At 63.0% G+C, this 12,781-nt stretch carries 10 protein-coding genes; 5 read left to right on the top strand and 5 right to left on the bottom strand.

Going from position 1 to position 12,781, the window contains the following annotated elements; all coding sequences use genetic code 11:
* Positions 1–2 precede the first annotated feature (2 nt).
* Positions 3–1,970, bottom strand: coding sequence for an acetate--CoA ligase (acs, locus tag G6N73_RS00790; RefSeq protein WP_165021811.1), 1,968 nt, complete (start codon positions 1,968–1,970; stop codon positions 3–5).
* Positions 1,971–2,281: 311 nt separating this feature from the next.
* Here acs and G6N73_RS00785 point away from each other — a divergent pair, with 311 nt between their 5' ends.
* Positions 2,282–2,554, top strand: coding sequence for an usg protein (locus G6N73_RS00785; RefSeq protein ID WP_165021809.1), 273 nt, complete (start codon positions 2,282–2,284; stop codon positions 2,552–2,554).
* Positions 2,555–2,582: 28 nt separating this feature from the next.
* Here the strand turns inward: G6N73_RS00785 and G6N73_RS00780 are convergent, their stop codons facing one another.
* Positions 2,583–4,511 (bottom strand): acyltransferase family protein, encoded by a 1,929-nt coding sequence (locus G6N73_RS00780; RefSeq protein WP_165021807.1) that lies wholly within the window; start codon positions 4,509–4,511, stop codon positions 2,583–2,585.
* Positions 4,512–4,563: 52 nt separating this feature from the next.
* Positions 4,564–5,226, bottom strand: a complete 663-nt coding sequence (locus G6N73_RS00775; protein WP_165021805.1) for a YggS family pyridoxal phosphate-dependent enzyme — start codon at positions 5,224–5,226, stop codon at positions 4,564–4,566.
* Positions 5,227–5,347: 121 nt separating this feature from the next.
* Between G6N73_RS00775 and leuS the strand changes: the two genes are divergently transcribed.
* Together leuS and lptE are read left to right on the top strand one after the other, a co-directional pair.
* Positions 5,348–7,981: a leucine--tRNA ligase gene (gene leuS, locus G6N73_RS00770; RefSeq protein ID WP_165021803.1), complete on the top strand. Its 2,634-nt coding sequence runs from the start codon at positions 5,348–5,350 to the stop codon at positions 7,979–7,981.
* Positions 7,968–8,531: an LPS assembly lipoprotein LptE gene (gene lptE, locus G6N73_RS00765; protein ID WP_165021801.1), complete on the top strand. Its 564-nt coding sequence runs from the start codon at positions 7,968–7,970 to the stop codon at positions 8,529–8,531. Before leuS ends, lptE begins: the two co-directional genes overlap by 14 nt.
* Positions 8,532–8,542: 11 nt before the next feature.
* Here lptE and fsa read toward each other — a convergent pair whose 3' ends face one another.
* Positions 8,543–9,196 (bottom strand): fructose-6-phosphate aldolase, encoded by a 654-nt coding sequence (gene fsa / locus G6N73_RS00760; RefSeq protein ID WP_165021799.1) that lies wholly within the window; start codon positions 9,194–9,196, stop codon positions 8,543–8,545.
* A 91-nt stretch (positions 9,197–9,287) separates the two neighbouring features.
* On the opposite strand from fsa, the gene G6N73_RS00755 reads away from it, so the two are divergent.
* The gene (locus tag G6N73_RS00755) at positions 9,288–11,471 is read left to right on the top strand and encodes a primosomal protein N' (protein WP_165021797.1); all 2,184 of its coding nucleotides are present in this window, start codon (positions 9,288–9,290) and stop codon (positions 11,469–11,471) included.
* 109 nt (positions 11,472–11,580) lie between these two features.
* Here the strand turns inward: G6N73_RS00755 and G6N73_RS00750 are convergent, their stop codons facing one another.
* On the bottom strand, positions 11,581–11,841 hold the full coding sequence (locus tag G6N73_RS00750; protein WP_165021794.1) for a type II toxin-antitoxin system Phd/YefM family antitoxin: 261 nt from the start codon (positions 11,839–11,841) through the stop codon (positions 11,581–11,583).
* 389 nt (positions 11,842–12,230) lie between these two features.
* On the opposite strand from G6N73_RS00750, the gene G6N73_RS00745 reads away from it, so the two are divergent.
* Complete coding sequence (locus G6N73_RS00745; protein WP_165021791.1) at positions 12,231–12,626, top strand: AGROH133_08824 family phage infection protein; 396 nt, start codon at positions 12,231–12,233, stop codon at positions 12,624–12,626.
* The last annotated feature ends 155 nt before the right edge of the window (positions 12,627–12,781 follow it).

Here is a 12,781-nt window from a genome sequence, read left to right as displayed (position 1 = left end):
TCCTATGCTTTCGCCTCGGCCCTCTTGTTCTGGCGGTTGGCGATGAGGTCGTCGACGACGTGCGGGTCGGCAAGCGTCGAGGTGTCGCCGAGTGCGCCAAAATCATCCTCGGCTATCTTGCGCAGGATACGCCGCATGATCTTGCCCGAGCGGGTTTTCGGCAGGCCGGGCGCGAACTGGATCTTGTCGGGTGAGGCGATGGCGCCGATCTCCTTGCGGACATGGGCGACAAGGTCCTTGCGGAGGTCGTCCGACCATTGCTCGCCGGCCATCAACGTGACGTAGCAATAGATGCCCTGGCCCTTGATGTCGTGCGGGTAGCCGACGACGGCTGCCTCCGAAACCTTGTCATGGCTGACGAGCGCCGATTCCACTTCGGCTGTGCCCATGCGATGGCCCGAGACGTTGATCACATCGTCGACGCGGCCGGTGATCCAGTAGTAGCCGTCCTGGTCGCGCCGGCAGCCGTCGCCGGTGAAATATTTGCCCTTGTAGGTCGAGAAATAGGTCTTCACGAAACGGTCGTGATCGCCATAGACCGTTCGCATCATGCCGGGCCAGGAATCGGTGATGCAAAGGTTGCCGCTGGCAGTGCCTTCCAGAACCTTGCCCTCATTGTCGACAAGTTCAGGCTGCACGCCGAAGAAAGGCCGCGTCGCCGAGCCGGCTTTCAGATCGCTCGCGCCAGGCAGCGGCGTGATCAGAATGCCGCCGGTCTCGGTCTGCCACCAGGTGTCGACGATCGGCACCTTCTTGTCGCCGACGACTTTGAAATACCATTCCCAGGCTTCCGGATTTATCGGCTCGCCAACCGTGCCAAGCACCCGCAGCGACTTGCGCGAAGTCTTCTTCACATGGCTGTCGCCAGCGCCCATCAGCGCGCGGATGGCGGTCGGAGCGGTGTAGAAGATGTTGACCTTGTGCTTGTCGACGACCTCCCAGAAGCGCGATGCCGACGGATAGTTGGGCACGCCCTCGAACATCAGCGTGGTGGCGCCGTTGGCGAGCGGGCCATAGACGATGTAGCTATGGCCGGTGACCCAGCCGACATCGGCAGTGCACCAGTAGATGTCGCCGTCACGGTAGTCGAAGACATATTGGTGCGTCATCGAAACATAGACGAGATAGCCGCCGGTGGTGTGCAGCACGCCCTTGGGCTTGCCGGTCGAGCCTGAGGTGTAGAGGATGAACAGCGGATCCTCGGCCTTCATCTTCTCGGGCTTGCAGTCCGGCTTCACCGACGCGACCTCGTCGTGATACCAGACGTCGCGGCCTTCCACCCAGCCGGTCTTGCTGCCAGTGCGGCGCACCACCAGCACTTTGTCGACCTTCACCTTGCTTTTAGCGGCAATCTCGATCGCCTTGTCGGTGTTGTCCTTGAGCGGGATGGGCTTGCCGCCGCGCAGCCCCTCGTCGGCGGTGATGACGAAAGTCGATTTGCAATCGACGATGCGGCCGGCGAGTGAATCCGGGGAAAAGCCCCCGAAAACGACCGAATGAATCGCGCCGATGCGGGTGCAGGCGAGCATCGCATAAGCGGCCTCGGGAATCATCGGCATGTAGATGGTGACGCGATCGCCTTTCTTGACGCCGTGCTTCTTCAGCACGTTGGCGAGGCGGCAGACGTACTCGTGCAGCTCGTTGTAGGTGACCTTCCTGTCATCATATGGATTGTCGCCCTCCCAGATGATCGCGGTCTGGTTGCCGCGCTTCTTAAGGTGCCGGTCGATGCAATTGTACGAGACGTTGGTCAGCCCGTCCTCGAACCATTTGATCGACACCTTTCCGGTGAAAGACGTATTTTTCACCTTGGTGTAGGGCTTGAACCAGTCGATGCGCTTGCCGTGCTTGCCCCAGAATTTGTCCGGGTTCTTGACGCTCTCCGCATACCATTTCAGGTAGGTCTCGTTGTCGATGAGCGCGTTCTTCTTCCACTCCGGCTTGACGCGGTGGATTTTCACATCGGACATTCTCTGTCTCCCTCCCGAATTGAAGCCGGCTTCGACACCGCCGGAATTTCCGCTGCAAGGGCGGATTCGCGGGCATTTATTATCATTTGGCCGCCCGCCACAATATTAGACCTTGGATTTGCGTGGCGGCGTGCCGCACCCGCACAGGACGAGAGCCGCCGTTGCACTGTCAGCACTCACCGACAGATGCTGCCAAGCATTTGATTTTGCGAATGAAACCCGATTCGGCTAGATTGCGTTGTCAATAGACGGTTAACCATCGCGCCGCACACTCTGGCGGTGGAGGATTGTCTGAAAGGCTCGAAGAACGCATGCGCGACATTTCGGAAATGGAATTGATGCTGAATGGGTACGGGCTGACCACCGCACAGTTCCTCTACCATCTGCCCGACCACCCGCATCTGCTGCAGACCTTCATCTGGCAGGAATACGACATCGCGCCGAAGTTTCCGGTGCTGGTGAAGTTCATCGATTTCTGGCGGACAAAACTCGATGGTCCGCTGCACTCAGTGACCTATACACACCAGAAGCTGATCGCGCCGAACGAATGGCGCAAGGTGGACGGGGAGTTCGTGCTGCACTGAGGAGCGGCGGTGGACCTAGGCCGACGCGTTATGCGCCCGGCGCGGTCTGCCGGTCTTCGCGCAGTCCGAACAGCTCGCGCAGCTCGGCGCTGCCGGCAAGAAGGCGTCTTCCGAACACCTCCTCGCCCTTGGCGGACCAGTGGTCCGTGTCGGAATAGGTGTATTCGCCGTCAACGACGAACTGGCCGGCGGTAAGCGGGCCGAGGATCGCGGTCCGCGACACGTAGTCGACCGGTGATTCGCGGCGCCTGACGACTGCGTCGATGGCCGCATCGACGTCGGCGATGTGGACGGAACTGTTGCGCAGGTAATCCGGCCGCTCGACCGCCGGCATCGTCGCGACGAACTGGTCGACCTCGTAATACGGCTCCCATTGCGGCCCCACCCAGAGCAAGGGGATGCCGGGCTGCGCGAACCTGGCCAGATAATCGATGGTCTCGTCGATTCCGTCGGTATCGACCGGCAGATGTCTCAAGTCGGTCAGAAAATAGCCCCCCATCTGAACAAACACTACGCCGGCGATGTTGTCCCTGTTGGCGGCGATGAAGGCGCCGAATTCGGCGTAGCGGCAGGCCTCAGGTCCGATCGGCCGGCAGCCACCATCCGCCACGCCGACGACGTGGCGCCGGGCGCCGTTGTGAGCAATTGCGTTGAACAGATCGCTGGCATGGCTATCGCCGATGATGAGCACAGCCTTTCCGGCCTCGGCAACGCAGCCGTCGAATGTCCGTTGGAAGGCTTCGTTCAATCGCGCGGTCTCGTATTGGCACTCGCCTTGCATTTCAATTTCGCGGGTGGTGCTGGCCAGCAGTTTGGCCGCATCTGGCGACAGTCTCCAGGCCCATCCCTGGCCCAGAATGACGCTCACTCCAAAAACCAGGAACAGCAACGTGGCAGCCACGAGACCTTTCATGAAGCCGACATTGCCGCCTTCGGCCTGGGCCCGCGGCCGCCGCAGCGGCTGTTCGACGCCGTAGTGGATCATGGCGGCAAGCGCGATCGAGACGGCAAGAAGGCCAACCCGCTCGTTGGCGGTAAACGGCTCGCCGGTGATGTACGCGTAAAAAATAACCAGGGGCCAGTGAACCAGATAGAGCGAGTAGCTGATCTTGCCGACCCAGACCGACAAGGGATTCCGCAGGAGCAGGCCGGTATAGCGGGCGCGGCCGGCGTAGATCGCGAGCGCAGCACCGACCGTCGGCGTCAGCGTCAGCAGCCCTGGGAGATGCGTTTTCGACGAATAGGCGAAGACCGCGTACCCGATCGCGCCAAGTCCGCAGAGCAGGATCGGCTCCAGCAGGAGTTTGTTCGCAGGCTGGACTTTCACCATCCAGACGAGGCCGGCGCCGATGGCGAATTCGAAGATGCGGAACGGCGTGAGAAAAAAGGCGGCCGACCGGTCGTCGAGCGTCTGCGCGTAATAAAGGCTCGCAATAGCCGCTGCCATGAGGGCCACCGGCAGGATCCGGCGCCCGGACCGCATCGCCCATACAATGAGAACCGGCCAGACGAGATAGAACTGCTCTTCGACGCCGAGCGACCAGGTGTGGAGCAGCGCCTGAAATTTCTTTGCGATATCGAAATAACCGCTGACGGTGAAGAAGAAGATGTTCGACACCGACAGCGCCGCCGTCATCAGCTCGCGGCTGAACCGCTTGAGGTGCTCCGGCGAGAAGATGAATGCGGCGGCGATTGCGCTGAGCAGGAGCACGACGGCCAAGGCCGGAAAGAGCCGGCGCATTCGCCTCACGTAGAAACGCCGAAAATGGAAGGCGCCGGTGGAGGCGACTTCGCCGGTGATCAGCCTGGTGATCAGGTATCCGCTGATGACGAAGAAGACATCGACGCCGATGAAGCCGCCGGAAAATTGGCTCCAGCCGAAATGGAACAGGACCACGCTGAGCACGGCAATTGCCCTGAGGCCGTCAATATCCGGCCTGTAATCTCTGACGTCCATTACCTGCAAACCTAACTGGAAAACGATCGCGACCGCGAAGCACGACAGACGATTAGCGGCTTCCGAAAATCGCCGATCCTACCCGCACACTCGTGGCGCCGAAGGCAATGGCGAGTTCATAGTCGCCGGACATGCCCATGGAAAGCCTTTCTAGGTCGGCCTCGCGAGCGAGTTTTTCAAGGAGCGCGAAATGCGGGCCGGGATTTTCCTCGATCGGCGGGAGGCACATCAGCCCTTCGATGGCAAGGCCGTGGACATCGCGGCAGCGCTTGACGAAGGCGACTGCCTGGCGCGGCTCGATGCCCGCCTTCTGCGGCTCCGAGCCGGTGTTGACCTGGACATAGAGCCGCGGCGACCTGCCCTGCTTGCGGATTTCGGCGGCAAGTGCTGCCGCGATCTTCTCGCGATCGATCGTCTCGATGACATCGAACAGCGCCACGGCCTCCTTGGCCTTGTTCGACTGGAGCGGGCCGATGAGGTGAAGCTCGACATCGGGGAATTCGGCCTTCAGCGCCGGCCACTTGCCTTGCGCTTCCTGCACCCGGTTCTCGCCGAACACCCGCTGGCCGGCCACGAGCACGGGGCGGATTGCTGTCGCGTCGAAGGTTTTCGACACCGCAACCAGGGTGACCGAACCCGGCTCGCGACCGGCCTGCCGTTCGGCGGCGGCGATTTTCGTCCTCACCGCGGCAAGCTGTTCGACCGCATCCGTCATGTCCATATATCCCGGTTGTCGTGCGCCGCCGCAGCGGGCCATGGTGTTGACGGGTTCGGCAAACCGTGGTGAAGGTCCGCCCGTCCGTCAATCCGCACGTCTTTTAAGTGAAAAACCGGTCATGGCAACCGAACGATACAATCCGCGCGCGTCCGAACCCAAATGGCAAAAGGCCTGGGATGACGAAAAGCTGTTCGAGACGCAGAACGACGATCCGCGCCCGAAATACTACGTGCTCGAAATGTTCCCGTATCCGTCCGGGCGCATCCATATGGGCCATGTCCGCAACTATGCGATGGGCGATGTGGTTGCGCGCTGGCGTCGCGCCATGGACTACAACGTGCTGCATCCGATGGGCTGGGACGCTTTCGGCTTGCCGGCCGAGAACGCCGCGCGCGACAACAAGGTCAATCCGCGCGACTGGACCTATGCCAACATCGAAACGATGAAGGGCCAGTTGAAGACGATGGGCCTGTCGCTCGACTGGGCCCGCGAGATCGCCACCTGCGATCCGAGCTATTACCGCCATCAGCAGAAGATGTTCCTGGATTTCTGGCGCGCCGGACTGGTCGAGCGCAAGTCGGCCAAGGTCAACTGGGATCCGGAAGACATGACCGTGCTCGCCAACGAGCAGGTGATCGACGGCCGCGGCTGGCGCTCCGGCGCCCTGGTCGAGCAGCGCGACCTGACGCAATGGTTCTTCAAGATCACGTCTATGTCGCAGGAACTGCTCGACAGCCTCGACACGCTCGACAAATGGCCGGAAAAAGTCCGTGTCATGCAGTCGAACTGGATCGGCCGCTCGGAAGGCATGCTGATCCGCTGGAAGCTGGCGAAGGAAACCTCGCCCGAAGGCGAGACCGAGCTCGAGGTCTACACGACGCGTCCCGACACGATCTTCGGCGCCTCCTTCATGGCCGTCGCAGCCGACCATCCGCTGGCCCGCAAGGCCGCCGAAAACGATCCGGCGCTCGCCGGGTTTATCGACGAAGTGCACCGGATGGGCACGTCGGCCGCAGAGATCGAAACTGCGGAAAAGAAGGGTTTCGACACCGGCATCCGCGTCATCCATCCGTTCGACGAAAGCTGGACGCTGCCGGTCTATGTCGCGAATTTCGTGCTGATGGATTACGGCACCGGCGCCATCTTCGGCTGCCCGTCTGGCGACCAGCGCGACCTCGACTTCGCCAACAAATACGGCCTGCCGGTCGTCCCGGTCGTGATGCCGGAAGATGCGGACGCGAAAACCTTCCAGATCATCGACGAAGCCTATGTCGACGACGGCGTGATGATCAATTCGCGCTTCCTCGACGGCATGACTCCGAAACAGGCTTTCGACAAGGTCGCCATGCGGCTCTCCGGCGTGACCGTCGGCAACCGCCCGCAAGGCGAGCGCAAGGTGCAGTTTCGCCTGCGCGACTGGCTGATCTCGCGGCAGCGCTATTGGGGCTGCCCGATCCCGGTCATCCATTGCGACGATTGCGGCTCGCTGCCGACGCCGGACAAGGATTTGCCGGTGCTGCTGCCGACCGAAGTCAGCTTCGACAAGCCGGGCAACCCGCTCGACCATCATCCGACGTGGAAGCACGTCGACTGCCCGAACTGCGGCAAGCCGGCGCGGCGCGACACCGACACAATGGACACCTTCGTCGATTCGTCCTGGTATTTCGTTCGCTTCACCGATCCGTGGAACGAACAGAGCCCGACGACGCCGAAATATGCCGACGGCCCGCAAGGCTGGCTGCCGGTGAACCAGTATATCGGCGGCATCGAGCACGCGATCCTGCACCTGCTCTACTCGCGCTTCTTCGCCCGGGCGATGCGGATTACCGGCCATCTGAACGAGGTGAAGGAGCCGTTCGAGGGCATGTTCACGCAAGGGATGGTGGTGCACGAGACCTACAAGGGCCCGAAGGGCTGGGTGCAGCCGGCCGAGGTCAAGGTCGAGGAGAGCGACGGGAAACGACGAGCAACGCTGCTTGCGACGGGCGAAGAGATCGAGATCGGCTCGATAGAGAAGATGTCGAAGTCGAAGAAGAATGTCGTCGATCCCGACGATATCATCGCCAGCTACGGCGCCGACACGGCGCGCTGGTTCATGCTGTCGGATTCGCCGCCGGAACGCGACGTGATCTGGACGGAAGCCGGCGTGGAAGGCGCACATCGCTTCGTGCAGCGCGTCTGGCGGCTGATTTCGGAGACGTCGGCCGAGCTTTCGGACGAGGCGCCGCAGGCAGCCAGCGAGGGCGAGGCGGGCGTCTTGTCGAAGGCAGCCCACAAGGCGCTGAAGGCGGTCGGGGAAGATATCGGCAAGCTCTCCTTCAACAAGGCGGTGGCGAGAATCTACGAACTGGTGAACGCGATGCAGGCGCCGTTCGCAGTGATCGCTTCGGGCAAGGCTGAGCCGGCGCTGCGCGCGGCCGCCCGCGAGGCCGTCGACATGCTGACGGTAATGATCGCGCCGATGATGCCGCATCTGGCCGAGGAGTGCTGGGCCGCACTCGGCGGCGAGGGGTTCGTGGCGAATCGCCGCTGGCCGGAGTTCGATCCGGCGCTCGTCGTCGACAGCGAAATCACCTATCCGGTGCAGGTCAACGGCAAGAAGCGCGGCGATTTGACAATCGCCCGCGACGCAGATCAAGGTGCCGTCGAAAAGGCAGCGCTCGCACTCGATTTCGTGCAGAAGGCGCTCGAGGGGAAAAGCCCGCGAAAAGTGATCGTCGTGCCGCAGAGGATCGTCAATGTCGTCGCCTGAACGCAAAGCCCCGGCCGGTCTCCTACGCGGCGTGGTTCTATCCGTCTGCATCGCGGCGATGGCCATCGCGTCGGCATGTACGGTGCGGCCGCTTTATTCGAACGCAGTGGCGCCGGGAGGAGCGGGGACGACCACCGCGGCTGCGTATCCGGCGATCGACATCAAGCCGGTTCAGACGCGCTATGCCCAGGAAGTGCGCAATCACCTGATCTTCATGCTGAACGGCGGGGCAGGGCAGCCGGCCAACGCGCAATATTCGCTAGACCTCGGCGTAACCGAGGTGGACAGCCGTGTATTGCTGGCGCCTACGACCACGGGTGAGGACCGGCCGTCGGCCGGGACGATCGTGATGACGTCGTCCTACAGACTGACGAAAGTCGGCACCGGCGAGGTGGTAGCGCGGGGCACGCGCCGGATTTCCTCGTCCTACGACCGGCCGCGGCAGGAATTCGCCGCGCTCAGAGCCCAGCGCGACGCGGAAAACCGCGCCGCACGCGAACTGGCCGAACTGCTGAAGCTAGCGATCGGCCAGGATCTTTCGCGGCTGTAGCTGCCCGCCGGTTAGCCGATCCTCTGACCGGTCTTGGCCCAGTCGGCGAGAAATGCTTCCAGGCCCTTGTCGGTGAGCGGGTGCTTGACCAGCGCGCGCAGGGTGGCCGGTGGCGCGGTGACGACATGCGCACCAATGAGGGCGGCCTGCTTGACGTGATTCACCGTGCGGATGGAGGCCGTCAGGATCTCGGTCGGGAAATTGTAATTGTCGTAGATCTGCTTGATCTCGGCGATCAGTTCCATTCCATCCGAACCTGTGTCGTCGATCCGTCCGACGAAGGGCGAGATGAAGGTGGCGTCGGCCTTGGCCGCAAGCAGGGCCTGGTTCGCGGAAAAGCAGAGCGTGACGTTGACCAGACGGCCGGTTGAACGGATCGACTTGCAGGCCTTCAGGCCGTCCAGCGTCAGCGGCACCTTGATGCAGATATTGTCGGCGATCTTCGACAGCACATCGGCTTCGCGCATCATCTCCTTGTATTCGGTGGCGACCACCTCCGCCGAGACCGGACCTTCGACGATACCGCAAATCTCCCTGGTGACCTCGGCGATGTTGCCGCCGGATTTCAGGATCAGCGACGGATTGGTGGTGACGCCGTCGAGCAGCCCCAGATCGTTGAGCTCGCGGATTTCCTTCACGTCGGCGGTGTCGACGAAAAATTTCATGGCAGTCTCCCTGGCAAAATGGAATGCGCCGCGAAGGCGGCTGGCGGGTTGGACTTTGCTCTAGCCGAAAGTCCGGGCAAGGTCACGCCTCATGAAACAAGATTCGCCGCCGCTGCTTGCCGTACCCGTTCTCGTGCCGATGCCGGCCGAGCGGCCCTACACTTATGCGGTGCCCGTGGGGATGCATGTCGAGCCGGGATCGATCGTGCGCGTGCCGCTCGGACCGCGCCAGGTGGCCGGCATCGTCTGGGATTCGGCGTGCGAGACGGTTGACGCGAAAAAGCTCAGGCCGATCGTGCAGGCGTTCGACTGTCCGCCGATCGGCAAGGAGATGCGCCGCTTCGTCGACTGGATCGCCGCCTACACGCTTTCGCCGCCGGGAATGGTGGCGCGGATGATCCTGCGCGCTCCTGAGGCGTTCGACCCGGAGCCGTGGATCGAAGGGTTGATAAGGACCGAAGCCGAGCCCGACCGGATGACCGCCGCCCGCGCACGTGTGCTGGAAATGGCTTCCGACGGGCTGGCCTGGACCCGCTCCGGGCTCGCGCACGCAGCCGGCGTTTCCTCCACCGTCATTGACGGGCTGAAGGCGCAGGGCGTCTTCGAGACGGCGATGATCCCGCCGCGGCCGGTCGTTGCCGCGCCCGACCCGGGCTTTGCGGCGGCCGCCTTGACCGGCGACCAGGAGAAGGCGGCGGCGGCCTTGCGCGAATCCGGCGCGAAAGGCGCATTTAGTGTGACGCTGATTGACGGTGTGACCGGCTCAGGCAAAACCGAAGTCTATTTCGAGGCAGTGGCGGCGGCGATGGATAAGGGCAAGCAGGTGCTGATCCTGCTGCCGGAAATCGCACTGACGCAGGCTTTTCTCGAGCGCTTCCAGGACAGGTTCGGCGCAAAGCCCGCCGAGTGGCACTCCGACCTTGCGCCGCGCATGCGCGAAAAAGTCTGGCGGCAGGTGGCGGAAGGCGGCGTCAGGGTGGTTGCGGGCGCGCGCTCGGCGCTGTTCCTGCCGTTCAGGGATCTCGGGCTTATCGTCGTCGACGAGGAGCACGACCCTGCCTACAAGCAGGAAGACCGCGTCTTCTACAATGCCCGCGACATGGCGGTGGTGCGGGCGCATATCGGCGATTTTCCTGTGGTGCTGGCCTCGGCCACGCCCTCTGTGGAAAGCCGGGTCAATGCGAGCCAGAGCCGCTACGCGCGCGTCGCGCTGCCGGCGCGCTTTGCCGAGGCAGCACTCCCCGACATAAAGGCGATCGACATGCGCCGCGCGCCGCCGGCCCGAGGCGGCTTTTTGTCCCCGGTTCTAGTCGGCCATGTGCGCGAGACGCTCGGCCGAGGCGAGCAGTCGCTGCTGTTCCTCAACCGGCGCGGCTATGCGCCGCTGACACTCTGCCGGGTGTGCGGCCACCGCTTCCAGTGCCCGGACTGCTCGGCCTGGCTGGTCGAGCACCGCTTTCGCGGACAACTCGTCTGCCACCATTGCGGCCACAACGAAAAGAGGCCGGAAGCCTGTCCGGAATGCGGCGCGCTCGATCATCTGGTTGCCTGCGGGCCGGGGGTGGAGCGGATCGCCGAAGAGGTGGTCGGGCATTTCCCCGATGCTCGCACGATCGTGCTCTCATCCGACATCATGGGCGGGGTGAAGAGGCTCCGGCTCGAACTGGAAGCGATCGCCAAGGGCGAGGCCGACATCGTCATCGGCACCCAACTGGTGGCCAAGGGACACAATTTTCCCAACATGACGCTGGTCGGGGTGGTCGACGCCGATCTCGGCCTCGCCAATGGCGATCCGCGCGCCGCCGAGCGGACCTTTCAACTGCTGAGCCAGGTCACCGGTCGGGCGGGGCGTACAGGCAAGAAGAGTCTTGGGCTGCTACAGACGTTCCAGCCGGACCATCCGGTGATGCGGGCGATCGTGTCGGGCGATTCCGAGGCTTTCTACGAGCGGGAGATCGCCGAGCGCGAAAAGGCCGGGCTGCCGCCTTTCGGGCGGCTGGCCGGCATCATCGTCAGCGCCGCGACGCGGGCCGAGGCGGAAGCGCATGCGAGGCAATTGAGGCGGGCAGCACCCGCGGCAAGCGATATCCATGTGCTCGGACCGGCCGAAGCGCCGCTGGCGCTGATCGGCGGACGCCACCGCTTCCGGCTTCTGGTGCAGGGCGACCGCCGCTCCGACATGCAGGGCTTCCTGCGCGCCATGCTGGCCGGCGGCCCAAAGCTGCGCGGCTCGGTGCGGGTTCAGGTGGATATCGACCCGCAGAGCTTTTTGTAGGCCAGAAGCTAAGCTTCGCGTCCTGCGGCAAACGGGTTCAGATTCGCGACCTCAAGAACCTCAAAATGCCGGCTATTGGTAGTCAGGACCGTCACGAGCAGATACCCGGTCAAAAACCATAGTCCCGCAATTTCGATTGATTTTGCTCCAACTCGATGCCGCCCGGATATGTGAGGAGGAAGTCGACAAACGCGTCGTCGCGGTCGGGATAGAGTTTCCGCGCCTTGTCGATCGGCACGACCATGGCAGCCGGCTTGCCATGCTTCGTGATGATGGTGGGCTCGCACCCCGCCAACGATGGCGGTTCGTAGAACAGGAAGAGCGTTCCGTCCAGTGCGAGCAGCTTTCGTACGACATCGAGGCCACGCATGGCGCCGAGCCAGAACAGATTGACGTTGACGGCGAAGATATTGTCGAAAGATTGCGGCGGGCCTGTCCGGTATGGCTGAACGAGACCTTGCCGGCAGCCAAGTGAGTTGCATTTCTATGGCGGGCGGCGTTAATGGCGATCTCCGATCGGTCGATCGTGGTGATTGTCCCGGAGGTCAGCAGGGGACAGATGAGGGAAACGGCCACGCCCCGGCCGCAGCCGATTTCCAGCAGCCGCTCTTCGCCGGCGATCTTCAGTTGCTCGACCGCCCAGCTCAGCCTCTCCGGAATCTTTTGGGCCATCACGATTCTCCTGACGTCCGCCCATCTGGCGAAGTCGCCGCCGATCGATAGTATGGCAGCGGTTCGAGCGATTCTGGAGGGGACGACATGGAATTCGCGTTTCCGTGGCCGGTTACACAGGGCGAGTGGCTGGCCTGGTCTTCGGCGGCCGTCACGGTGCTGCTCGGCCTGATGTTCTTCTTCGCGCCGCGCCTGTCGTTCAAGGCGCTGCGGCTGCAGACGACCGAGGCGCACCCGGAGGCGGTGGCGGCGGCGCGGGCCACCATGTCGGGCTTTTATCTGGGTCTCGGCCTGTGCTGCATCCTCCTGGCGCAGCCGCTGCTTTATATGGCGCTCGGCTTCTCCTGGCTGTTCACCGCGTTCGGCCGGCTGGTCTCGATCCTGTCCGACCGCGGAAATACGCTCTACAACTGGGTTTTCGTGCTGATCGACCTTGTGCTTGCATTGCTGCCGCTGGGCTTTGCCTTCGGCTTCATGCCCTGAATCCGCGGCCACCTTGTACGGTCTCAACCGGGCTGCGACAAAACTGCCCAAACGCCCGTCCGGCAACGTGTTGCGGTCGGTAAATGCCTGTGCTAGACGGCAGTCGACTTTCGTTCGGGGGACGCGTCACGCGCAGGCTCTCCGTCGAGAAAATG

The sequence above is a fragment of the Allomesorhizobium camelthorni genome (assembly GCF_011045125.1).
Lineage (GTDB): Bacteria > Pseudomonadota > Alphaproteobacteria > Rhizobiales > Rhizobiaceae > Allomesorhizobium > Allomesorhizobium camelthorni.
This window is presented reverse-complemented; position numbering and strand designations above follow the sequence as displayed.